Source organism: Klebsiella sp. D5A (genome assembly GCF_001620885.1).
Classification (GTDB): domain Bacteria; phylum Pseudomonadota; class Gammaproteobacteria; order Enterobacterales; family Enterobacteriaceae; genus Klebsiella; species Klebsiella variicola.
Genome location: NZ_KV407481.1, coordinates 180,318 through 203,519 on the forward strand (window position 1 = coordinate 180,318; position 23,202 = coordinate 203,519).

The following is a 23,202-nucleotide window of genomic DNA, read 5'->3' on the forward strand; positions in this document are numbered from 1 at the left end:
CGCCATTGGCGGTTTAGCTACGCAACCCATTAATAACAGTGCCAGACAGGTACTGATTGATATATCCCGTATTTTCATCATTTCATCCTTTTTGTGAGTCAACGGGTTATATATAAGAGGGGCGAGAGGGGAGTATTGATTTCGATCAGCTGGCGCAGGCTATGGTTATTTTTCAGATATTGACCTGAATTTTAACGAGCCTGGTTGCTGCCGCTGCTGCCGTTTGCTCTCCCGCATGCCGGCAGCCCTCTTTTGCATTCATTTCCCGGCGGCAGAAAAATCTAGTTTTAGCCCAACGCCGACCTCGTTGATTTTGATAAAACGCGCCAGGCTAATCTTAGCCGCAAGATCGGTACAATGGCATGGATAGAGGGAATCTGGGGATAATGCTTTAAGATAATCCCCTGTCTGCGTGAGGCGATCTTCATCGGCATCTTGCAGATGGAATCCGCCAATGACCGACACAATGTGATTCTCTCCGGTAACCTGTTTGGCATATTCGATAATGTTAGCTATTCCCGCGTGAGAACAGCCTGTGACTACCACCAGTCCCTCTTCTGTCTTTATTGCCAACGCAGAATCATCCATAACGTAATCATCAGTGATTTCGCCGTTATCATCCACCGTTTGGCCTACCGGTGTCAGCATCTCGAATTTATTGTCCCTTGGTATTTGACCAAGAAAGATGATGTTTTCAGTGAGTGGATAAGGTTTTTTGCTGCAAATTTTATCGAAGAAGAGATCATTTTGATCGAATCTGTAGTTGATCCCTATAGATTTTGCATCAAAATACTTTGGGTTTAATGCATCTGGATGGCAAACTAAGTTTATCTTTCTCTCAGGCGTGAAATTTAGGCGATCATAATGTTGGGTTAAATGATTGAGGCCCCAGGTATGATCGTTATGCCCATGCGATAAAACGATACTATCGATAGTGGTTAAATCAATTTGCAACGTTTGCGCATTCTGCAAAAAAACATCCGAATATCCGGTATCGAAAAGGATTTTTTGTCCATCATGCTCAATCAGATAGGATACACCAGGCTCACCGACAAGATACCTGTCAATTAATGTATTATTATCAACCAGAACCGTTAATTGCATCAGCAAATCCTCGATGTTGCGCCAACAATATGAAAAGGAAACTCTTTCTATTATGGACCGGTGTTATGCCACATTCATTGCGGATAAGCAATTCACCAACATTTGGCTTGCACGTTAATGCTGGCTAGCCACCTGCAGGAAAAAGAATGGGCACAGCTAAAAAATTCGCAAAGCCCGCTTCTTGCTTGAGTTAGCTATTAATGCAGACGCGGCAACTATCGTGTCAATGGCAGCGGTGGCAGGGCAATCACTGTCTTTCATTCCTGACAACTTAACCTGTCTATGAGTATGCCGGTATTACGCCACGCCCTCGTGGTAGACCGAATGAACGCGACCGTCAGGTCGGGCCGTTCGACATCCACGATCCTGAGGGCTGCAGGGATGGAAATGCGCAATTGCCCGCATCGCTGAACTGACTTGAGAAACGTCGTGTCCAGTAGCATTGCTAATGTTGATATATCTTATTTCTATTTGTTATTAATGAATTGTTGACAATATTTAGCTGAACTGATTCAGCTTTATCCCGGCAGGATAAAGTTTTATAAAAATTATGTAGTTAAAATTTAAAGGATTGTAATCAGCTCGCAAGGTAGAAAGATCGTCTGGATTTTATCCGCTATCTTGAAGGGGTTAATAAATCTGCGTTATAAATTGACCGCACTATTTAGAATGAAATGGAAATATCTGAATGCGTTATTCAGATAAATAGTGAAACAAATCTTATTATACTGGTAGCTTCAGGACAGGGTATGTTTATGAAGAATGGAATTATTCTATCAATCGCCGATCGTATCAAAGACGCGCTTCCCATACCAACAGACGAATTCAGGAAAAGGCTTGAAGAGGACTGTTATGTAATATGGAAACTACCGCAATTTTATATCCGGCAAATCACCCAGTCCTCCATCATTCCCGCCTGTACTGATTATATTGAAGCAAAAAATGCAGAGGTACATGGCGCTTATGGTTCTGCCCGCCATTAAAACCAATGGTGAAATCATTCGCAAAATTCTGTTTGTCACCGTCGGTGCGATGATGGTGACGCTTTCAGTAAAATATTTTACAGGAGTATGAAATGGCAATGGTCAATGAAAATATCGTCATTCGTCTGGCGCAAGACGTAGACATCCCTGAGGTGAAACAATTGCTGGAGCGCTATCACGCTAAAAATCTTGCAGGCGAGCAGCGGGCGAATGGATTTGTCACCACCGATATGACGCAGCAGCAATTAAGCGAACTGAGTTCAGCCGAAAGTGGTGTAGTGATCGCTGTTGATCGTTCATGTAACAAGGTTATTGGCCTGTTGCTCGGCGGATCGTGGGAATTTCTCAGCCCCTGGCCCATGTTTAAATATATGGCAAGTATTCTCAACGAATATCGCTACCAGGGAAAAAAACTGGATGCGGCTAGCTCATATCAGTATGGCCCCATCTGCGTCGCAGAAGAGTATCGTGGTCAGGGCGTGGGCGAGTTGCTGCTTGCGTATCAGCGCAAGGTGTTCGCCCCGCGTTATCCCGTCATCGTTACTTTCGTCAATGTACTGAACCCGCGCTCGTATGCGTTTCATACCCGCAACCAGTTCGAAGACGTCGGTTTCTTTAACTTCAATGGCAATAAGTACCACATGATGGCATTACCGACCTCCTGAGCGTTGGGCTGAAATAGTGCGGTATACCCGGCGGGCGTCTTCGGCGCCTGTCGGCATAAGCGCAGGTCCAGGTTAAGCCAGTGGTTTGCCGATCGCTGTTCTCTTCAGGGAAGGCTGAAAAGGAAAAGGGCCTGCGTTTGCACGTAAGCCCTTGATATCTGGTGGCCCCTGTTGGGTTTGAACCAACGACCAAGCGATTATGAGTCCCAAATTGAAGTGTTTTAAATCAGTAACTTACTGATTTTCAAGTTGTCTTTAGGCCGAATAGTGGCAGACAGTGGTAAATAGTGTTGCGCTCTGCTGCCACTTTTACTCTTTTTTAGCATTTACTCCATGTCTTTTAGGATTTGACTATTTAACTTGAATTTTGCTTCGAATTTTTGAGTCTCCGTAATATTTTTCTGTGCATCAGCTTTTGCTTTTTCTGCTGCAGTTATATTTTTCTCACTCTCCGAGTTATTTTTGGCTGCCTCAGCTAAGTGTTTCGCTGATTCTGCTGCATCGATCTCTATTTTAGATATTTCCATAGTTGCTGTAATTATTAATTTAAAAAGGTCATTGGCATGTTCTTCAGAAATTGAACCATTCATAGTAAGAAAGCAAAGGCTATTTAGTGAATAGACTAAAACATTCGTTGCACTGTTTCTATTTGAGAGGTTAACTACTAAGGATTTTAAGGCTCCTTCAGCGGAAACATCGTTTCCGGTAACATCTTTTACCGATGCTTTTCCATTGCTATCATATGATCTAGCAATTTCCGCTGGAGCATCTGGACAGTACATGTAACCGCTCTTTTTGGATAGTAAAATGCTGTTTCTTTGAGAACCATCACTCTGGATAATCGCTGCTGCATAATCCCCATCAATTTTTTTGGTCTGAATACACCCAGATAAAATAATGCTACAGAATACTGCAATGATCAGTTTCATTTATAAGCCATATGTGTAGTTGGATTTTTAATGTAATGTTTGTATTTTATTTTTTTATTTGATTGTCTGTGATTATCTTCCTACATGGTGCAAGTTAATATTTTTTCTTTTCCTCCTATCTCATTTAATTTTCTTTCCGCCATGCTCTTTAATTCGATGTATGATACAGGCCATGATGGTTTCTTGGCGGAGCCAGGAAACACTATAAATATAACTTTCCCTTTTGGTAATCCACTTCCGGTTCTTGCGTTTAAATTATTACCTCCAAGAGCTGATGCTAAAAAAAATGAAATTTCTCCTAGATTAGATTTTTTAGGGCCAGTTTCAGCTATTATGAATGGTGATTCAAGCCCATTGGTAACATTCACTGCATAACCAACATCTCCAAGCATACCAGTACCTTTCATACTATATAATGTGCTGGGGATCACTATGTATGGTATTTTAAGTGAATTGACATATTTGTTTATGTCGGTATTGATCTTGCTGTGATCTTTCAGGGATGTTTGTGATACAAAATACCCTTTATATTCTCCGCTTGGCTGTACATATCCTTCATCAGAATTTATGGGGGCCGGTATGATTATAGACTTCCAGTTTCCATTTTTATAACCAGCATTCTGTAGGCAATCCAAGCCTAAAAAATCCGTACTGGATTTGCAATTTTTCCCTTTATCCTGAGGGTGGTAGGCATTTGGTGCACCATCTACATCTAATGAGAATTTTTCTATTGAATATATATATGATGAATTTTCTTTATGCTTAAGTATCATGGTGTTGTTATGTGTCTTCCATTTTTCAAATGCGCAATCGGCATTGGAATAAAATGGAATTGTTAGTGTGCTAATGAATGTGATGTAAATCATTCCCTCTTTAAAACTCATAACTTTCATTTTAAACTCCTCACTAACTAGTCAAAGGAAGGTTTATTTTGTATAGCTGAAATCCTGATAACTTGCCAATGAGGGTTTAAAATTTAACTTTCAGTTGATAGTCGGTTTTTTATCGCGTGATAAATTATGTCATAAGTCATCTAATGGAATTGAGAAGAGGTTGTAATTTCTTAGCTTGCTAAGAAATCAGTATGCAGAATATATTTTCGCAGTTTAATTTAAAAGCGCGTCAATATTCAGGCGCATAAAGTCATTTTTCTAAAGAGCAACAGCCTGTTGAAGCCGCTGGCGGCGAAAGCGGCCACCATTGAGGGGACTAACCCCAGCCTGGCGATTGTCGATGAATACCATCTTCACTCCGATAACGGCGTTTATTCCGCGCTTGAGCTGGGTATGGGTGCACGACCGGAGGCGATTTTGTTCGCCATCACAACCGCCGGAAGTAACGTTGTCTCCGCCTGCAAACAGCATTATGACTACTGCTGCCAGATTCTGGCCAGGGAAGAGAGTAACGATTCGCTGTTTGTCCTGATCTACGAGCTGGATGACGAAAGCGAGGTTGAGCATGGATCAAGGCTAACCCTAACCTGGATGTGTCCGTTGACGCGGCGAAACTGGAGTCCACCATCCAGAAAGCGCGAGGCATACCGTCGCAGTGGGTGGAAATGCTGACCAAACGTTTCAATATCTGGTGTCAGGGCTCCACGCCGTGGATGGGGGCCGGTGCATGGGACGCCTGTGCGCTCGACTATACCGAAGAAGATCTTGCAGGGATGGAGTGCTACGCAGGATTTGACCTGTCCTCAACCAGCGATATCACCAGCGTGAGCTACGCTTTCCCGTTCGACAGGAAGATCCGGCTTCTGACCCGTCACTATCTGCCGGAAGCGCAGTTGCTTAACGTCGCCAACAAAAACCGAGCCATCTATCGCCAGTGGGTAAAAGCGGGCTGGATACGCACCACACCCGGCGACTGTATCGACTATGATCGCATTCGTGACGATATCCTGCGCGATGCTGAAACCTTCAATAACCGGCTGGTGGGCTTCGATACCTGGAACGCCACACACCTGCGCACCCAGCTACAGGGAGCTGGCCTCGATGTGGAGCCGTTCCCGCAAACCTATCTCAGGTTCAGCCCGGTAGCGAAATCCTTTGAGGTATTCGTCAACCGCAGGGTTGTGTGTCATCGTGGTGATCCTGTTCTGTCTTGGGCAATGGGTAATGTGGTTATGGAGTCTGACGCCAACGCCAACATCAAGCCGAACAAAAAAAAATGCTCCAACAAGATAGACCCGGCGGTATCTGCGCTGATGGCGTTCGGCACCTTCCAGGCTGAGCACGAGGATTTTGCATTCGATATGAGCGACAATCATAGAGCACGACTTGCAGCGTTTGATGGCCTCTAAGTTTTAACTTGATTCATACGTTTCTGCGTATATTATCTAAACTGAAAGATATATTGAGAGGTTTGCCTTGTATATTAAATAACATCACTCTTGACTTAAAAAACTAAAACACAATCAAAGGTAAGGGGACGGTAAGTCTTGATAAGCATTGAAAAGGCTTTAAGCGTTAAAGAAATTGGGTGTGAATGTTATAACCTAATCATTTCAATATCCGCTGTTGTTTAAATAATTAAGGAGATAAAATGTCATTTGAGGATTTTTTTTAAAATTGATGACGACATAGTGAAAGCTAAATCAACTGAAGTTGCAGGTGAAGATGCGAAGGCTCAGAGGAAGTTATTTTTAAATGAGGTTGTTGTTAGGCTTAAGCCAGTCTCTGAAAAATATAAAGATGAATTAATAAAGCGTGATGTTGAGGTAGATATCACTTCTTCACCAGTTGGGCTGTTTTTCTCTATGAAAAAAAAGAATACAAGATATACACATGCCTTGGATATGTCTGAAAGCAATTCTTTTGATGGGGATTTTACCTTCATAACACATTCAACCAATGATGATGGAAGAAAGTTCCAGTCCACAGATGGTGCTATGTATAATAATTCTAATTGGAAAGATGATGTTTTCACAGAGAAGCTTAAAAAACATATTACAGATTACTTTTTCTATTCAAAAAGGCACTCGTCCTGAATGGTATTTTATGCGAGGTGTTTTACTCGAACCCCTGATGGGGCTTTTTATTTGATTTGATTAAAATTATTCCATGGGAGGTTATTTGTGTTAATATAAAGAGGATTACTCCTCTTTATATTTTTAATTTATCTGTGTTTTTTTAAGAATTCTGCCACGGAACTTTCATATGATTTGGGGAAGATCCAACCTTTTAATGAGTTGTTCCATTTTCCACCCAGTTCTTTTAAATCATTTTTTATTGGTGCTGTGTTCCCTTTGACTAAAAAACTTTTTATTTCGCCATTTTTTTCGTAGTCTTCAATGAAAACACTGTCATCTTTAAGTATCTCATTTTTTTGTTTTTCCGTATATTTCTCAGGGACTATGCTTACGCCACTTATAATTTTCTCAAGATGAAGGTTAAGTTGATGAGCAAATTTTTCTCTGAAATCCTGTGGGTTTGTATATCCTTCTACTAAACCAAGAGGTCTCATTTTTTCCTTAAAATCTTTGAGTCGCTGATATTGTTGTAAATCAATTTTTTCTGGATCGATAGGAGAAGAAGAAAAATAGAGCATTACTGGTTTATTTTGTTCAATAAAGTACTCAATTTCTTCTGTGGTACCACTTTCAGATACACCTGTATGTGTTCCGATTCGTGTCCAAAAGAGACCAACGAGCAGATCGCATGTACTAACTAGCTGTTGGTTTATTACTTCCTGAGGTCTTGAGCCCATCATTGGCGCAGAATGAGTTTCCCATTTAACGGGTAATACTACTGTTTTACTGCTTTCGGAACGAACTGCGTTCCACTGAGAAATGACCTCAGGAATGATGTTCCTTTCCTCTCCTAAGTCTCCGGGTGAAGCTATGAGGATTCGGTATACAGTGGCTTGGTACGACATCTTTCTTCCTCTTAGGGTTTTGACTTGAGCTACAAGATAAATGTAAACATACAAAAAAAGGAAGAGAAAAAGAATCGCAGTAAATCACTATAACCAAGAATACTTCTCTAAAGTATCCTATAGGTATCCTAGAAAAGACTAAGGGCCTGCATTTTGATGCAAGCCCTTGATTTTATGGTGGCCCCTGTTGGGTTTGAACCAACGACCAAGCGATTATGAGTCGCCTGCTCTAACCACTGAGCTAAGGGGCCGTGGCGAGGGATTATAAAGTAACTGACGGTTGCAATCCAGCGTAAAGCGCGCAGCTGCTGTTTTTATAAACAATGCATTTTCAATCCTTTATAATCATGTTTTAGCCATACAGCCGGAGAAAACATGATTAGCGATATCCTTGCGCCGGGCCTGCGCGTTGTCTTTTGCGGTATCAACCCGGGGAAGTCCTCCGCCCATACCGGCTTTCATTTTGCCCATCCTGGCAATCGCTTCTGGAAGGTCATCCATCAGGCCGGATTCACCGATCGGCAGCTCAGGCCGGAAGAGGAGCTGCAGCTGCTGGATACGCGCTGCGGCATCACCATGCTGGTAGAGCGTCCGACGGTGCAGGCCAGCGAGGTCGCCCTGCAGGAGTTGCGCAGCGGCGGCCGTGAGCTGGTGAGGAAGATTGAGGAGTATCAGCCGCAGGCGCTGGCGGTGCTCGGCAAGCAGGCCTTCGAGCTGGCCTTTAACCAGCGCGGCGCGAAGTGGGGGAAACAGGCTATGACCATCGGGACGACCCAGGTCTGGGTGCTGCCCAATCCCAGCGGCTTAAACCGGGCGACGCTCGATAAGCTGGTGGCGGCCTATCGTGAACTGGATGATGCCCTGGCGACCCGCGGCCAGTAGCGGAGAGAGGCGACTTTCCCCGGATGGCCACCTGAACGCCATAAAAAAAGCTCCCCGCAGGGAGCTTTTTAACCGGCTGTGGACGATGTCCCGCGACGATTAATCGTCGAGGAAGCTACGCAGCACTTCAGAACGGCTCGGGTGGCGCAGTTTACGCAGCGCCTTCGCTTCGATCTGACGGATACGTTCGCGGGTAACGTCGAACTGTTTACCCACTTCTTCCAGCGTGTGGTCGGTGTTCATGTCGATACCGAAACGCATACGCAGGACTTTCGCTTCACGAGCGGTAAGGCCGGCCAGCACGTCGTGCGTTGCCGCACGCAGGCTCTCGGTGGTCGCGGAATCCAGCGGCAGCTCGAGGGTGGTATCCTCGATGAAATCTCCCAGATGCGAATCTTCATCGTCGCCGATCGGCGTTTCCATGGAGATAGGCTCTTTGGCGATCTTCAGCACCTTACGGATTTTGTCTTCCGGCATCAGCATACGCTCAGCCAGCTCTTCCGGGGTCGGTTCACGGCCCATCTCCTGCAGCATCTGACGGGAGATACGGTTGAGCTTGTTAATGGTCTCAATCATATGCACCGGAATACGGATGGTGCGCGCCTGATCCGCGATGGAGCGGGTGATCGCCTGACGGATCCACCAGGTCGCGTAGGTCGAGAACTTGTAGCCGCGACGGTATTCGAACTTATCAACCGCTTTCATCAGACCGATGTTGCCTTCCTGAATCAGATCGAGGAACTGCAGACCACGGTTGGTGTATTTCTTGGCGATAGAGATAACCAGACGCAAGTTCGCTTCCACCATCTCTTTCTTCGCACGGCGGGCTTTCGCTTCACCGATGGACATGCGACGGTTGATGTCTTTCACCTGTTCGATGGTCAGGCCGGTCTCTTCTTCGATCTGCTGCAGCTTCTGCAGGCCGCGCTGCACGTCTTCTTTCACTTCCAGCAGCTTCTCGGACCACGGCTTGTTCATTGCCACCGCAGCGTTGAACCAGGTTTCGCTGGTTTCGTTGCCGGTGAACAGCGTGATGAAGTTTTTCTTCGGCATTTTGCACTGCTCAACGCACAGCTTCATGATGATACGTTCCTGAGTACGAACGCGATCCATCATGCTGCGCATGCTGTTGACCAGGTAATCGAACTGCTTCGGCACCAGGCGGAACTGTTTGAAGACTTCAGACAGCTTCAGGATCTCTTCCTGGGCGGCGGCATGGCTACGACCTTTGGCTTTGATGGTGTCGCGCGTCAGCTCGTACTGGGTACGCAGCTCGGCGAACTTCTCACGGGCCAGCTCTGGGTCGATGCTGTTGTCGTCATCGCTGTTGTCGTCGGCGTCGTCATCTTCATCTTCGTCTTCGTCGTCATCCATCTCTTCCTGAGACAGCTCGGAGCCAACGTGCGTGGCGGTCGGCGCCATGTCTTCTTCGGCGTTCGGATCGACGAAACCGGTGATCAGATCGGACAGACGGGCTTCTTCCGCTTCGACGCGGTCGTACTGCTCAAGCAGGTAGGTGATCGCTTCCGGGTATTCGGCAACGGAGCACTGGACCTGGTTGATCCCATCTTCGATGCGTTTGGCGATGTCGATTTCGCCTTCACGGGTCAGCAGCTCTACGGTACCCATTTCACGCATGTACATGCGCACCGGGTCGGTCGTGCGTCCGATTTCGGATTCCACGCTGGAGAGCACCTGCGCGGCAGCTTCGGCAGCATCTTCATCCGCGGTGTTTTCGGCAAGCATCAGATCATCGGCATCCGGTGCTTCTTCCATCACCTGAATACCCATGTCGTTGATCATTTGGATGATGTCTTCGATCTGATCGGAATCGACGATATCTTCCGGCAGATGGTCATTGACCTCGGCATAGGTCAGATAGCCTTGCTCCTTACCACGTTGGACAAGAAGCTTCAGCTGTGACTGCGGGTTTTGCTCCATAAGACGGTATCCACACTTAATTCGTTTGATTGGTGTCGGCAGGCGGGCTGTCGACATTTAAAGCGAGGGCGTACTTATATTATTGCCGCTGCGCCTCTGCGCGGCTGTCGGGGGCTTCCCGATCGATACTCGGCACTTAAGCCGTTAAATACTTTTCCCTCGCGTTGTTCTGCGTTTTCTTACTGCTTTGATACAACGTGAAGGATATTGTCTGTCATTTATTTTTTCGCCAGCTCCTGGCTGATGGTCCAGAGTTCCCGGCGTTCTTCACTGCTTAAACCGTGTGTGCGATCGCGAGCTATCAACTCTTCCTGTCGCAGTTCCAGCAGTGAATCAAACATATGGTTAAGCGAGTCGGTGAAGGTTTTTTCAGCGATATCTTTATCTGCTATATCGTCCCACATCGACAGTTTTTCAAGGGTTGCAGCCTCTTTTGTGCCGCGATATTGCTCTAAAAGTTGCCCGGTCGTCAGACCAGGCTGCGCCAGACAGCTTTTCACCAGCTCGCTGAACAGGCTAAGGCCTGGCATTTTGCGCGAGTCCAGTCCCTCCAGCGGCGGGACTAACGGCGCCAGATCCGGGTTTTGCACCAGCAGTCCTATCAGTATACGCATGGTCGTGCGTTTTAGCTGTGGCGCGGGACGCGGCGCGCCATTTTCAGACTGTTTTGGCATTAAACGTTCAAGCTGTGCGTCATCTAAAATGCCCAGCTTGTTGCCCAGCTCCTGACGCAAGTAGATGCGCAGCGTTTCGCCCGGGACCTGGGTTATCAGCGGCAGCGCCAACGTGCTCAGCTGCGCGCGCCCGTCCGGGGTACTCAGATCGACCTGCGGCAGCAGGCTGTTAAACAAGAACGTGGAGAGCGGCTGAGCCTGCTCCATCCGCGCCTCAAACGCCGCTTTGCCCTCTTTACGCACCAGCGTATCCGGGTCTTCGCCGTCAGGCAGAAACATAAAACGCAGCTGGCGGCCATCGGTCATGTACGGCAGCGCCGTCTCCAGCGCGCGCCAGGCGGCATCGCGGCCGGCCCGGTCGCCGTCGTAGCAGCAGATGACGTTATTGGTCACCCGAAACAGCAGCTGGATATGGTCGGCCGTGGTCGAGGTGCCCAGCGAGGCCACGGCATAGTTGATGTCGTATTGCGCCAGCGCCACGACGTCCATATACCCTTCGACAACCAGCAAACGCGGTGGTTCGGGATTGTCCTGCTGCGCTTCATACAGGCCATACAGCTGACGGCCTTTATGGAATATGTCGGTTTCCGGGGAGTTCAGATACTTCGGCAGGGCATCGCCCAGCACTCGTCCGCCAAACCCAATTACCCGGCCTCGCTTATCGCGGATGGGGAACATCACCCGTTCGCGGAAGCGGTCGTAACTGCGTCCCTGATCGTTGGTGACCAGCATGCCGGCATCAATAAGCGACTGGCGGTTTTCCTGATTGCCGCCAAAACGTTTTAAAACGTTATCCCAACCCGGGGGAGCATAGCCGATGGCAAAGCGCGTAATCACCTCGCTGCTTAACCCCCGTTTTGCCAGGTACTGGCGCGCAGGGTCGGCGGCGGGCTGCATCAGAGACTGTTGGTAAAACGCATTCAGCCCATCCAGTAACTGGTAGAGGTTCTGCCGTTGATGGCGCTCTATCTGGCTGGGTCCATTGCCTGCTTCATAAGGCACTTCAAGGTTGTGCATGGCGGCCAGCTCTTCGACCGTTTCCACGAACTCGAGCTTGTCGTAGTTCATCAGGAAGTCGATAGCATTGCCGTGCGCCCCGCAGCCGAAGCAGTGGTAAAACTGTTTTTCACCGTTGACGGTGAAAGAGGGGGTTTTTTCGTTATGGAACGGACAGCACGCGTGAAAATTTTTGCCCTGCTTTTTCAGCTTTACCCGCGCATCGATCAGATCGACGATGTCGGTTCTGGCAAGCAGATCGCTAATAAATACACGTGGAATTCGTCCAGCCATAAGCCCCGTTATTTCTGATGACTATAAACGAAAATAAGCCGCGCATTCCTTTCGGAAGCACGGCCTTACAACTACAACTCGGTCTGAATTGAGAGCGTCGCTCTCAACAGATTAGTACAGACGAGTACGGCGTGCGTTTTCGCGAGCCAGTTTCTTCGCGTGACGTTTCACTGCAGAAGCTTTAGCGCGCTTACGTTCGGTAGTCGGTTTTTCATAGAACTCACGACGACGAACTTCCGCCAGAACACCTGCTTTTTCGCAGGAACGCTTGAAGCGACGCAGAGCTACGTCGAACGGCTCGTTTTCACGTACTTTAATTACCGGCATGTGCCTCTCACCTTTGATTAATTCGGTTTGCCGCTGGCCGCAATGCCAGCTTATTTCAAAATGGTGCGGAATTTTACTGCAACTACTGCTGCTTTGTAAAGCACCGGCGCCTTTTTTGAAAGGGACTTTTATAAGGGTGAGGAGTATACACGAAGAGAGCACCAGGGGTGAGCAAAGTTTTACATCGCCGGTCATTGGACCTACACTGCGCGGTATTGAAGCGAGGTAAAACAACTCATGCGTGTACTGGGCATTGAAACATCCTGCGATGAAACCGGCATCGCGATTTATGACGACCAGCAAGGTCTGTTAGCCAACCAACTGTATAGTCAGGTGAAACTGCATGCGGACTACGGCGGCGTGGTGCCGGAGCTGGCATCGCGCGACCACGTGCGCAAAACGGTGCCGCTGATCCAGGCGGCGCTGAAAGAAGCCGGTCTGACGGCGAAAGATATCGACGCCGTCGCCTATACGGCGGGTCCTGGCCTGGTCGGCGCGCTGCTGGTCGGGGCGACCGTTGGCCGGTCGCTGGCCTTCGCCTGGAACGTGCCGGCGATCCCGGTACACCATATGGAAGGGCACCTGCTGGCGCCGATGCTGGAAGATAACCCACCGGCGTTCCCGTTCGTCGCGCTGCTGGTTTCCGGCGGCCACACCCAGTTGATTAGCGTCACTGGTATTGGTCAGTATGAACTGCTGGGCGAGTCGATTGACGATGCGGCGGGCGAAGCCTTTGATAAGACGGCGAAACTGCTGGGACTGGATTATCCCGGCGGGCCGATGCTGTCGAAAATGGCCGCTCAGGGCACCGAAGGCCGCTTTGTCTTCCCGCGGCCGATGACCGACCGCCCGGGGCTCGATTTCAGCTTCTCAGGCCTGAAAACTTTCGCCGCCAACACCATTCGTAATAATGGCGACGATGAGCAAACCCGCGCCGACATCGCCCGGGCATTTGAGGATGCGGTCGTCGATACGCTGATGATTAAATGTCGCCGCGCGCTGGAGCAAACCGGCTTTAAGCGTCTGGTGATGGCGGGAGGCGTGAGCGCCAACCGTACCCTGCGGGCGAAGCTGGCGGAGATGATGCAAAAACGCGGCGGCGAGGTGTTCTACGCCCGCCCTGAGTTCTGTACTGACAACGGCGCGATGATCGCCTACGCCGGCATGGTGCGTCTGCAAACCGGCGCCAAAGCCGAGCTCGGCGTGACGGTTCGCCCGCGCTGGCCGCTGGCCGAGCTGCCTGCCGCCTAACGCATCCTGAAACAGGCCGACGTCACGTCGGCCTGCCTTGCTGACTACTCCATACTTTTACACAGCGAGCAGATGGCTCCCTGATGCTTGTGTGAGTGCATCACATCCGGGCGCTCGTACTCTTCCTCACAGCTAACGCATTGATACACGGTGGTGGAGGCGTTCCCCGCCGCGTCATAGCGCGGCTCGGCGATGCCGTCATCCACCTGCTTAATATAGTAGCGCCCGCGGGTAAGGAGTCCCATCAGCGGGGTCATGACAAAGGCGACGACCAGCGCAATCAGCGGCGAGAACGGCGCCAGCGTCGCGCCCAGCAGGCCGAAGAAGGCGCAGATCGACAGCCCGGCGGCCAGACCAAAGGAGACCACGCCCACCGGGTTAACGTTGTAGATCATGCCGCGACGATACTCCGGCTGCGCCGGGGCCAGCTTGAGCAAGCCTTTATTAAAGGTGATGTCGGTCGCCACCACCACGACCCAGGCGATGGCGAAGTTGGAGTAAAAGCCGAGGATCCACGACAAGGCGCTGAACATATCGCCTTCCATCAGCGCCAGGGCAATCGCCAGGTTGACCACCACAAAAATAATCCGTCCCGGATAGCGTTTGGTGGTGCGGGTCCAGGCGCTGGTCCACGCCAGCGAGCCGGAGTAGGCATTGGTGACATTAATTTTGATCTGCGAGATCACCACCAGCACCACCGCCAGCGTCAGGGCCAGCCAGCCGGGCACCAGGTTATCGAAGACGCTGACGAACTGCTGCACCGGTTCGGTATTGTGCACCGCCGGGAAACGGGTCAACAGATAGAAGCCGAGGAAGGCGCCGATGATCTGTTTGATCGCGCCTAACACCACCCAGCCCGGGCCGGCGGAAAAGACCGCCAGCCACCAGCTTTTACGGTTCTCCGCGGTCTTAGGCGGCATAAAGCGCAGGTAATCAATTTGCTCGCCAATCTGCATGATCAGCGACAGGCATACCCCGGCGCCGAGCATGATGGCGGTGATATCCACCGTCGACGCGCTGTTTTTACCGGCGAAATGCAGGAAGCCGTCCACCAGCTGCGGATCTTTGACAATCAGCCACACCACCGGCACCACCATCAGCACCAGCCACAGCGGGGTGGTCCATACCTGCAGGCGGGTCAGGGCTTTCATGCCATAGACCACCAGCGGGAGCACCATCAGGGTGGCGATCAGATACCCCACCCACAGCGGGATCCCGAGGCCCACCAGCAGCCCCTGGGCCATGATCGAGCCTTCGAGGGCGAAGAAGATAAAGGTGAAGCCGGCAAAAATAATGCTGGTGATCACCGAGCCGAAATAGCCGAAGCCGGCGCTGCGGGTGATCAGGTCAAGGTCAATGTTGTAGCGCGCGGCGGTGATCGCCAGCGGAATGCCGGTGAGGAAGATCACCAGCGCCGCCACCAGGATCGAATAGATGGCGTTGCTGGTGCCCCAGGCCATACCGATGCTGGCGCCGATGGAAAAGTCGGCCAGGTAGGCGATGCCGCCCAGCGCCGTGACCGCGACGACGCCCGGTCCCCAGCGGCGGAAGCTCAGCGGGGCATAACGTAAGGTGTAATCTTCTAAGGTTTCCCGGGAGCCGGAAGTCCGCGTTGTCGCAGGTAATTCAGGGTTGAGATCCAGTGATGACATAGTCATTCCTTAATGGTTAGGCATGACTTGAATTAGCAAACCTTATGCCATATTGCAGGGCAGGCGTGGCGGGGAGGGTGGTGCAGGGTGATAGAAGAGAGAGCAGGGGTTGCACCATCCGGACGCGCCTGCGCCCGGCTGGTGCAACAGGCCTATTTGCCGAGCATGCCTTTGTCTTCGAGGAAGGCGATAATGGTGCTCAGGCCGTCGCCCTGCTTCAGGTTGGTGAAGGTCCATGGGCGATCGCCGCGCATACGCTGGGTATCGCTTGCCATCACCTCCAGCGACGCGCCCACATAGGGGGCAAGGTCGGTTTTATTGATCACCAGAAAATCGGATTTGGTGATCCCCGGTCCGCCTTTGCGCGGGATCTTCTCCCCTTCGGCCACATCGATGACGTAGATGGTCAGATCCGCCAGCTCCGGGCTGAAGGTGGCGCTCAGGTTATCGCCGCCGCTTTCCACGAAGATAAGGTCGAGGTTACCGAACTTTTCACTCAGCGCTTCCACGGCGGCGAGGTTCATTGAGGCATCTTCGCGGATCGCCGTATGCGGGCAGCCGCCGGTTTCCACACCGACGATGCGTTCAGGCGCCAGCGCGCCCGCTTCGGTGAGGATGCGCTGATCTTCTTTGGTATAGATGTCGTTAGTGACCACCGCCAGCTGCCAGGTATCACGCATCGCTTTGCACAGCGCTTCCAGCAGAGCGGTTTTACCGGAGCCGACCGGGCCGCCGACGCCGACGCGCAGCGGGTGTTTATAAGAGTTCATGGCTTCTCCTAGGAACGGAATAATCGGGAGTATTGGGTTTCATGCCGGGCCGAGGCGATAGCGGCGAGCGGGGTGGCCGATCCGATATCGCCGTCCGGCGCGGCCAGCGCGCGGGGCATCTCGGCCGCGTAGTGGTCGCAAAGACGTAAAATCAGCTGCTGGGCGGCCTGCTGACCGAAGGGCACCAGCTTGACGCCGGCCATCACGGCGCTCTCAATCCAGCTGTAGCCCAGGCTGAGGGCCATCTCGGGCAGTGCGATGCGCCAGCGCACGCCGAGCCAGGCCATCCCGGCGAGCTGGCTTTGCTGGCACAGCGTGCGCCACGTCGGCGGACAGTCCGGCTGCCAGTCGCTCAGCAGACGGGCAAACGCCGCGCCGCGGTTGCGCTCTTCCTCCCGCAGTTCACGAGTTTCCCGGCAGGCCAGCAGATAGGCGGTCCAGCGCTGGGCCGCAGCGATATCGCCTTGTTCGCAGGCGCGGTACAGGCGGGCGAACAGCGGCAGGTCAACGGTAAAAAAGCCTTCCGTCATCTGGCGTCGCTGCCAGCGCTCGAAGGCCGCGACGTCCGGCACCCAGCCGGCTTCCACAGCCCACTCCAGCCCCTGGGACCAGCTGTAACCGCCTATCGGCAGGTTGCTGCTGGCCAGCTGCATCAGCCGCAGGCGTTGTTCCGCTGTCGACATGCTAGTGGCTGTGAGCGTGGTGGGCATGATGAGCATGATGATGACCGTGGCTTTCGCTGGCGTAAGCGCCGGCTTCCGGCTCGAACGGCAGCTGGCCAAAGGTCACCGTCAGGCCGAACTGGCGCAGCATATCGTCCAGCACGTGATCGTGATGGTAGCGCAGCTCGCCCGGCATGATCTGCAGCGGCACGTGACGGTTGCCGAGGTGGTAGCAGGCCTTCGCCAGCATAAACGGATCGTCGCAGCGCACTACCGACACCCCTTCATCAGCGGCAATCACCTGCACAAACTCGGTGCCTTCTTCGTTGCTGAGCACATCGCCGCCGCGCAGCAGCAGGCCGCGGGGCAGCAGCAGACCGGCTTCCCGGCCATCGTTGAGGGTGACCTTAACCCGGCTTTTGACGCGAACATCAATCGGCAGCGTAACGCTGGCGGTCGCGGCGCTGGGGGTCTCCAGACGTTGAGTTAAATAAAGCATCCGCTCTCCTTAAAACAGAAAATATCGTTGCGCCATCGGCAGAACGTCTGCCGGCTCGCTGGTGATGAGTTCGCCATCCACCCGCACCTCATAAGTCTGCGCGTCGACGGTGATATTAGGCTGCAGGCTGTTGTGCACCATGTCGGCTTTCTGCACCGTACGGCAGCCTTTCACCACGGCGATCGCGCTGCGCAGGTTCAGCCGCTCGGCTACGCCATTGTCCGCCGCCGCCTGCGACAGGAAGGTGAGGCGGCAGTGATGGCGGGCGCTGCCCAGGGCGCCAAACATCGGACGGTAGTGCACCGGCTGCGGGGTCGGAATCGAGGCATTGATATCGCCCATCGGCGCGATAGCGATCATGCCGCCTTTGAGCACGGTGGCCGGTTTCACGCCGAAGAAGGCTGGCGACCAGACCACGAGGTCCGCCAGCTTACCCACCTCAATGGATCCGACTTCGTGCGCGATGCCGTGGGTCAGCGCCGGGTTGATAGTGTATTTGGCGATGTAGCGCTTCACGCGGAAGTTGTCGTTATCCCCGGTCTCCTCCGTCAGCGCTCCGCGCTGTACCTTCATGCGATGCGCCACCTGCCAGGTGCGGAGAACCACTTCCCCGACGCGACCCATGGCCTGCGAATCGGAGGAGGTGAGCGAGAAAGCGCCGAGGTCGTGCAGCACGTCTTCCGCGGCGATGGTTTCCCGGCGAATGCGCGATTCGGCAAAGGCCACGTCCTCAGCAATGTCCGGGTCCAGATGGTGGCAGACCATCAGCATATCGAGATGTTCATCGATGGTGTTGAGGGTGTAGGGCAGCGTTGGGTTGGTGGACGACGGCAAAATGTTCGGATGGGCGCAGGCGGTGATGATGTCCGGCGCATGGCCGCCGCCGGCCCCTTCGGTATGGAAGGTGTGAATAGTGCGCCCGCCGATGGCGGCGAGGGTATCTTCCACAAAACCGGACTCATTGAGGGTGTCGCTGTGCAGGGCGACCTGAATGTCCATTTCATCGGCGACGGTTAACGCACAGTCGATCGCCGCCGGCGTGGCGCCCCAGTCCTCGTGGATTTTCAGGCCAATGACGCCCGCCGCCACCTGCTCGCGCAGGGCATCCGGCTGAGAAACGTTGCCCTTGCCCAGCAGGCCGATATTGACCGGCAGGCTGTCGGCCGCCTGCAGCATGCGTGAGATATACCACGGGCCCGGAGTACAGGTGGTGGCGTGGGTGCCTGCGGCCGGGCCGGTGCCGCCGCCGACCATGGTGGTCACGCCGGAGACCAGCGCCTCTTCCGCCTGTTGCGGACAGATCCAGTGAATATGGGTATCGATCCCGCCGGCGGTGACGATCTTGCCTTCGGCGGCAATCACTTCCGTCGCGGCGCCGATGGGGATGGTGACGTTGGGCTGGATATCGGGATTGCCGGCTTTGCCGATGGCGAAGATCCGGCCGTCCTTCACGCCGATATCGGCCTTGACGATCCCCCAGTGATCAACGATCAGCGCGTTGGTGAGCACCAGGTCGACACAGTCGGCGGCCAGCATCTGTCCCTGACCCATCCCGTCGCGGATCACTTTGCCGCCGCCGAATTTGACCTCTTCTCCGTAGGTGGTCAAATCATCTTCCACCTCGATCCACAGCTCGGTATCGGCCAGGCGCACCTTGTCGCCGACGGTGGGGCCGAACATATCGGCATAGGCCTGGCGTGAAATATTACTCATCGTTTGCCTCCAGAGGGCCCATGACCTCGCCGCGGAAGCCGAAGACAGCGCGGTGACCGGCGAAGGCCACCAGCTCGACCTCGCGTTTCTGGCCGGGTTCAAAACGTACCGCCGTGCCGGCCGGGATATTCAGGCGATAGCCAGTGACCTGCTGACGGTCGAACTTCAGCGCCGGGTTGACCTCGGCGAAATGGTAGTGCGAACCGACCTGAATCGGTCGATCGCCGTGGTTCTCAACGACCACGCGGCAGGTCGCCCGGCCGGTATTCAGGGCTATCTGACCGGGCTTAACGTGATATTCACCGGGGATCATGGCGCTACCTCAGATTATCGGGTTGTGAACGGTGACCAGCTTCGAACCGTCCGGAAAGGTGGCTTCGACCTGGATATCCGGGATCATTTCCGGGACGCCCTCCATCACCTGCTCGCGGGTCAGGACGTGACGGCCTTCCTCCATCAGTGAGGCCACGCTTTTGCCGTCGCGGGCGCCTTCCATAATAAAGGCGCTGATGAGGGCCACGGACTCCGGATAGTTGAGCTTCAGGCCGCGGGCCAGGCGGCGTTCCGCCACCAGCGCGGCGGTAAACAGCAACAGCTTGTCTTTTTCTCGGGGGGTCAGTTCCATAACGTTCTCTTAAGTCAGCCAGATTCGGGGAAGTACGGGGGATTTGCCGGTGAGATGAGGGCGCAGAAACTGCCAGACGTCGCGCATCACCTGTTGGCAAATCAGATTATCGTCACTGAGGAAACGCACCGTCAGCAGGCGGTCGGTCAGGCTGGCGCCAGCGTAGAGACCGAGCGGCGCCAGCGCGTCGCGCACCCCGTCGAGCAGGGCATCGGTAGCCGGATAGCACAGCAAAGTGCCGACCCAGGGACGTTCGGCGACGCTGGACAGCTCTCCCTCCTGCAGGTGCAGGCGCTCAACCAGCAGCGGTATCTCATCCACCCACACTTCCAGCCGGTTGCTGAGGGTGCCGTGGCTGAAGGTTTCACCAATCACCGGGCGGCCAAGGCAGAGTAGATCCCATGCCAGCAGCGTGCTGGAGGCGCAAAGATGAAAGGTGGTGGACAGCCGGGCATTGGCCCCGGGAAAGAAGATGGCATCCTGCGGGAGCCACTCCAGGGTCGTCTGCGGGGCGAGGGTCAACTGCTGGCGCAATAGCGCTTGCGCACCGCTGCTGCGGTAAAACTTGCTGGCGCCAGGCATGGTTATCAGCGTATGGCAGCCGGGGTCAAGATGGGCGCTAATTGTCAGCTCATCACCGCCGACGATGCCACCGGGCGGGTGAAGCAGATAGAGGTGACAGGTCTCTTCTTCCGGGTAAAACGGGCGCTGGACGGTCAGCGGGCCGACGTGTTGGGCGCTGGCGAGAACGGTCTTGCCTCCGGCCTGCTGAAAGCGGAGATCCAGCGTAGCCTGCCAGCCTTTTTTGAGTGGTGGTAACACGGTGCCGTGCAATGTTGCGCCCCTGCAAAATCAAGATAAAACAGCAGCAATGAGTATTGATCGGCGGGAGTTTATCCCGGTCATACGAAACGCTTATGTCATTCGTTACCCGGCGCGTCGCGACGGGCGCGAGGGGAAAGCGGTATAACCGCTCCGGATTATTCACCCGGATAATCTTTGCCGTCAATATCCTTATCCGCTGACTGGCCGCGGCGGATAAAGCGGGAGGGCGGGCCCGTCCCCGATGCCAGCAGGCGGCGGAACTTTTGCTTTTAGTTGCCGATAACGCGTTGTTATAAAAGGGGGATGCGGCGATTACCGCGTATCATGACGACGTGGAGCAAAAGTGCGGGTGAGATGGGCAAACAGGCCCGGGGATCCTCCCGGCAGACGGGGCCGGGAGGGGAGATTATTTCTGCTCTGGCGCTTTTTTCTTCTTCATCTGGGTCCAGATTTTGCTCTCCTGGCGGCGCCACAGACGCTGAATATTGTCATGATGGCGCAGGAGGATCAGGCAGGAGAGCATCGACACCGGAAAAGTGTACTGCGGTTTAAACCACCAGACGTAGAAAGGCGCGATAAGCGCGCTGACGATAGCGCCAAGGGATGAGTAGCCGCTGAGCAGGATGGTCAGCAGCCAGGTCCCGGCCATCACCCCGGTCAGATCAAGACCGATGGGGGCGATAGCGCCGAAGGCCGTGGCGACGCCTTTACCGCCGCGGAAATGAAAGAAGACTGGCCAGATATGGCCCACGCAGGCGGCAATCGCCACTAACCCCAGCCAGAATGGCGTAAGGCCCAGCGCCCAGGCGCCCCACACCGGGAGCATACCCTTCAGCACATCAAAAATAAGTACCGCTACGGCCGCCCCTTTTCCGCCAATTCGTAGTACGTTAGTGGCCCCGGGGTTGCCTGAGCCGCTGTCGCGTGGGTCGGGCAGGCCAGCAAGGCGACATACCAGAATGGCGCTGGAAATGGAGCCGCAGAGGTAGGCGAGGAGTACCAGTCCAGGCGCGATTGCACTCATAACGCTGTTCCGTTTTGAAAATGTCGTTGTATTCTCTGCATCTGTGGATAATACGCATAATTCGCCGGAAGTGGTATCCGGTTTAGCTAAAAAGCAGGCAGGGCGTGATGGATATTGTATTTATAGAGCAACTTTCGGTAATCACCACCATTGGTGTTTATGACTGGGAACAAACCATTGAGCAGAAGCTGGTGTTCGATATCGAAATTGCATGGGATAACCGCAAGGCGGCCGCCAGCGATGATGTCAGCGACTGCCTCAGCTATGCTGATATCAGCGAGCGAGTGATCGCGCATGTGGAGGGGGGAAAATTCGCGTTAGTGGAGCGGGTGGCTGAAGAAGTGGCCGACCTGCTGCTGGAAACATTCCAGTCGCCATGGGTGCGTATTAAAGTCAGCAAACCTGGCGCCGTGGCCCGCGCGGCAAATGTCGGTGTGATTATTGAACGTGGCCTTAATCTGAAACAAAACTTTTCAGGTCATACTTGTTAAACAAATTGCGTTTATACCGGTCATAGCATCCGGTCATCAGGCAATTTTACTGGCGATGTCCTTCCAGAACGGTGGACGAATCCGCGTGTACTTCCTGTACGCTGCGGATTACGCGCGCTCTGGCTGTCGGGTTGCGCCTGTTGATCGATAATGTGTTCCTGGTTTTTTTCATTTTACTTTTTAAAGGGTTTAATTGAATGAGCGATATACACTCGCTGCTGGTGGCGGCAATATTGGGTGTGGTTGAGGGGTTGACAGAGTTTTTACCTGTTTCCAGTACCGGTCATATGATTATTGTTGGTCACCTGCTGGGGTTTGAAGGTGATACGGCAAATACCTTTGAAGTGGTTATTCAGCTAGGCTCGATACTCGCCGTAGTGGTGATGTTCTGGCGTCGTTTGTTCGGTCTGATCGGCATCCATTTCGGCAGGCCGCCGGAGCATGAAGGCAAAGGCAGCGGTCGCTTGTCGCTTATCCATATCCTCCTCGGCATGATCCCCGCGGTGGTGCTGGGGCTGATTTTCCACGACACCATTAAATCCTTATTTAACCCGGTAAACGTGATGTACGCCCTGATTGTCGGCGGCGTATTGCTGATTGCGGCGGAAGTACTCAAGCCGAAACAGCCGCGCGCGGTCGGGATTGACGATATGACCTATCGTCAGGCGTTTGTCATCGGCTGCTTTCAGTGTCTGGCGCTGTGGCCGGGGTTCTCGCGCTCGGGGGCGACTATCTCCGGCGGCATGCTGATGGGCGTCAGCCGCTACGCGGCGTCGGAGTTCTCTTTCCTGCTGGCGGTACCGATGATGATGGGCGCCACCGTGCTGGACGTCTACAAGAGCATCGGCTTCCTGAACATGGGCGATGTGCCGATGTTTGCCGTCGGCTTCGCGATGGCGTTTATCGTGGCGCTGATTGCGATTAAAACCTTCCTGCAGCTGATCAAGCGGATCTCGTTTATCCCGTTCGCTATCTACCGCTTTATCGTGGCGGCAGCCGTTTACGTGGTCTTCTTCTAA

General features: G+C 53.2%; 25 protein-coding genes, 1 tRNA gene and 1 pseudogene. 9 read left to right on the forward strand and 18 right to left on the reverse strand.

The features are described 5' to 3' along the window. Positions 1-258: 258 nt before the first annotated feature. On the reverse strand, positions 259-1,104 hold the full coding sequence (locus AS136_RS00900) for an MBL fold metallo-hydrolase (RefSeq protein WP_023323301.1): 846 nt from the start codon (positions 1,102-1,104) through the stop codon (positions 259-261). 749 nt (positions 1,105-1,853) lie between these two features. Here AS136_RS00900 and AS136_RS26105 point away from each other — a divergent pair. Both AS136_RS26105 and AS136_RS00905 read left to right on the forward strand, forming a co-directional pair. Next, a complete protein-coding gene (locus AS136_RS26105; RefSeq protein WP_008806542.1) occupies positions 1,854-2,087 on the forward strand; it encodes a hypothetical protein in 234 nt (77 codons plus the stop codon). A 92-nt stretch (positions 2,088-2,179) separates the two neighbouring features. Continuing rightward, positions 2,180-2,752, forward strand: a complete 573-nt coding sequence (locus AS136_RS00905) for a GNAT family N-acetyltransferase (RefSeq protein WP_023323299.1) — start codon at positions 2,180-2,182, stop codon at positions 2,750-2,752. A gap of 326 nt (positions 2,753-3,078) precedes the next feature. On the opposite strand, the gene AS136_RS00910 is transcribed toward AS136_RS00905, so the two are convergent. Beyond that, positions 3,079-3,681 carry a hypothetical protein gene (locus AS136_RS00910; protein WP_063266640.1) on the reverse strand — a complete coding sequence of 201 codons (603 nt, stop codon included), beginning with the start codon at positions 3,679-3,681 and terminating at the stop codon, positions 3,079-3,081. An 80-nt stretch (positions 3,682-3,761) separates the two neighbouring features. Then, positions 3,762-4,574 (reverse strand): glycoside hydrolase family 75 protein, encoded by an 813-nt coding sequence (locus AS136_RS26110; protein WP_086631393.1) that lies wholly within the window; start codon positions 4,572-4,574, stop codon positions 3,762-3,764. Positions 4,575-4,796: 222 nt separating this feature from the next. Between AS136_RS26110 and AS136_RS00915 the strand changes: the two are divergent. Together AS136_RS00915 and AS136_RS00920 are read left to right on the forward strand one after the other, a co-directional pair. After that, positions 4,797-5,983: pseudogene (locus tag AS136_RS00915) on the forward strand (terminase large subunit); the annotation flags it as partial. A 282-nt stretch (positions 5,984-6,265) separates the two neighbouring features. After that, positions 6,266-6,670 (forward strand): hypothetical protein, encoded by a 405-nt coding sequence (locus AS136_RS00920; protein WP_129678518.1) that lies wholly within the window; start codon positions 6,266-6,268, stop codon positions 6,668-6,670. A 128-nt stretch (positions 6,671-6,798) separates the two neighbouring features. Here the strand turns inward: AS136_RS00920 and AS136_RS00925 are convergent, their stop codons facing one another. Next, positions 6,799-7,557, reverse strand: coding sequence for a hypothetical protein (locus AS136_RS00925; RefSeq protein WP_063266642.1), 759 nt, complete (start codon positions 7,555-7,557; stop codon positions 6,799-6,801). A 175-nt stretch (positions 7,558-7,732) separates the two neighbouring features. After that, positions 7,733-7,808: transfer RNA gene (locus AS136_RS00930), tRNA-Ile, on the reverse strand. A 124-nt stretch (positions 7,809-7,932) separates the two neighbouring features. Here AS136_RS00930 and mug point away from each other — a divergent pair. Next, a complete protein-coding gene (mug, locus tag AS136_RS00935; protein WP_002917636.1) occupies positions 7,933-8,439 on the forward strand; it encodes a G/U mismatch-specific DNA glycosylase in 507 nt (168 codons plus the stop codon). A gap of 99 nt (positions 8,440-8,538) precedes the next feature. Here mug and rpoD read toward each other — a convergent pair whose 3' ends face one another. The 3 genes from rpoD to rpsU form a co-directional block, all read right to left on the reverse strand. After that, a complete protein-coding gene (gene rpoD / locus AS136_RS00940; protein WP_008806539.1) occupies positions 8,539-10,380 on the reverse strand; it encodes an RNA polymerase sigma factor RpoD in 1,842 nt (613 codons plus the stop codon). A 218-nt stretch (positions 10,381-10,598) separates the two neighbouring features. After that, entirely contained in the window at positions 10,599-12,344 is a 1,746-nt protein-coding gene (gene dnaG / locus AS136_RS00945) for a DNA primase (RefSeq protein WP_008806538.1), read from the reverse strand. 111 nt (positions 12,345-12,455) lie between these two features. After that, entirely contained in the window at positions 12,456-12,671 is a 216-nt protein-coding gene (rpsU, locus tag AS136_RS00950) for a 30S ribosomal protein S21 (RefSeq protein WP_001144069.1), read from the reverse strand. Positions 12,672-12,908: 237 nt separating this feature from the next. On the opposite strand from rpsU, the gene tsaD reads away from it, so the two are divergent. Next, positions 12,909-13,922 (forward strand): tRNA (adenosine(37)-N6)-threonylcarbamoyltransferase complex transferase subunit TsaD, encoded by a 1,014-nt coding sequence (gene tsaD, locus AS136_RS00955; RefSeq protein WP_008806537.1) that lies wholly within the window; start codon positions 12,909-12,911, stop codon positions 13,920-13,922. A 44-nt stretch (positions 13,923-13,966) separates the two neighbouring features. On the opposite strand, the gene AS136_RS00960 is transcribed toward tsaD, so the two are convergent. From AS136_RS00960 to AS136_RS00995, 8 genes are all read right to left on the reverse strand, one after another. Then, positions 13,967-15,574 carry a purine-cytosine permease family protein gene (locus AS136_RS00960; protein WP_032733830.1) on the reverse strand — a complete coding sequence of 536 codons (1,608 nt, stop codon included), beginning with the start codon at positions 15,572-15,574 and terminating at the stop codon, positions 13,967-13,969. Between the two features lie 152 nt (positions 15,575-15,726). Then, positions 15,727-16,344 carry an urease accessory protein UreG gene (ureG, locus tag AS136_RS00965; RefSeq protein WP_002916877.1) on the reverse strand — a complete coding sequence of 206 codons (618 nt, stop codon included), beginning with the start codon at positions 16,342-16,344 and terminating at the stop codon, positions 15,727-15,729. Between the two features lie 8 nt (positions 16,345-16,352). Continuing rightward, a complete protein-coding gene (locus tag AS136_RS00970) occupies positions 16,353-17,027 on the reverse strand; it encodes an urease accessory protein UreF (protein WP_032739005.1) in 675 nt (224 codons plus the stop codon). A 1-nt stretch (position 17,028) separates the two neighbouring features. Further along, positions 17,029-17,505: an urease accessory protein UreE gene (gene ureE, locus AS136_RS00975; RefSeq protein WP_023323289.1), complete on the reverse strand. Its 477-nt coding sequence runs from the start codon at positions 17,503-17,505 to the stop codon at positions 17,029-17,031. Between the two features lie 9 nt (positions 17,506-17,514). After that, positions 17,515-19,218: an urease subunit alpha gene (ureC, locus tag AS136_RS00980; RefSeq protein WP_023323288.1), complete on the reverse strand. Its 1,704-nt coding sequence runs from the start codon at positions 19,216-19,218 to the stop codon at positions 17,515-17,517. Next, positions 19,211-19,531: an urease subunit beta gene (locus AS136_RS00985; protein WP_008806532.1), complete on the reverse strand. Its 321-nt coding sequence runs from the start codon at positions 19,529-19,531 to the stop codon at positions 19,211-19,213. The genes ureC and AS136_RS00985 overlap by 8 nt, the downstream gene beginning before the upstream one ends. A 9-nt stretch (positions 19,532-19,540) precedes the next feature. Continuing rightward, a complete protein-coding gene (locus tag AS136_RS00990) occupies positions 19,541-19,843 on the reverse strand; it encodes an urease subunit gamma (RefSeq protein WP_002916871.1) in 303 nt (100 codons plus the stop codon). Positions 19,844-19,852: 9 nt separating this feature from the next. Beyond that, positions 19,853-20,677 (reverse strand): urease accessory protein UreD, encoded by an 825-nt coding sequence (locus tag AS136_RS00995; protein WP_022064950.1) that lies wholly within the window; start codon positions 20,675-20,677, stop codon positions 19,853-19,855. Here AS136_RS00995 and AS136_RS28535 point away from each other — a divergent pair. After that, positions 20,667-20,813, forward strand: a complete 147-nt coding sequence (locus tag AS136_RS28535; protein ID WP_012540536.1) for a hypothetical protein — start codon at positions 20,667-20,669, stop codon at positions 20,811-20,813. The genes AS136_RS00995 and AS136_RS28535 overlap by 11 nt on opposite strands. Positions 20,814-20,823: 10 nt before the next feature. Here the strand turns inward: AS136_RS28535 and AS136_RS29295 are convergent, their stop codons facing one another. After that, complete coding sequence (locus AS136_RS29295) at positions 20,824-20,919, reverse strand: hypothetical protein (protein ID WP_046621578.1); 96 nt, start codon at positions 20,917-20,919, stop codon at positions 20,824-20,826. Between the two features lie 155 nt (positions 20,920-21,074). Continuing rightward, entirely contained in the window at positions 21,075-21,692 is a 618-nt protein-coding gene (gene plsY, locus AS136_RS01000; protein ID WP_063266643.1) for a glycerol-3-phosphate 1-O-acyltransferase PlsY, read from the reverse strand. A gap of 107 nt (positions 21,693-21,799) precedes the next feature. On the opposite strand from plsY, the gene folB reads away from it, so the two are divergent. Beyond that, the gene (folB, locus tag AS136_RS01005) at positions 21,800-22,183 is read left to right on the forward strand and encodes a bifunctional dihydroneopterin aldolase/7,8-dihydroneopterin epimerase (protein WP_004150923.1); all 384 of its coding nucleotides are present in this window, start codon (positions 21,800-21,802) and stop codon (positions 22,181-22,183) included. A gap of 197 nt (positions 22,184-22,380) precedes the next feature. Continuing rightward, the gene (gene bacA / locus AS136_RS01010) at positions 22,381-23,202 is read left to right on the forward strand and encodes an undecaprenyl-diphosphate phosphatase (RefSeq protein WP_023323287.1); all 822 of its coding nucleotides are present in this window, start codon (positions 22,381-22,383) and stop codon (positions 23,200-23,202) included.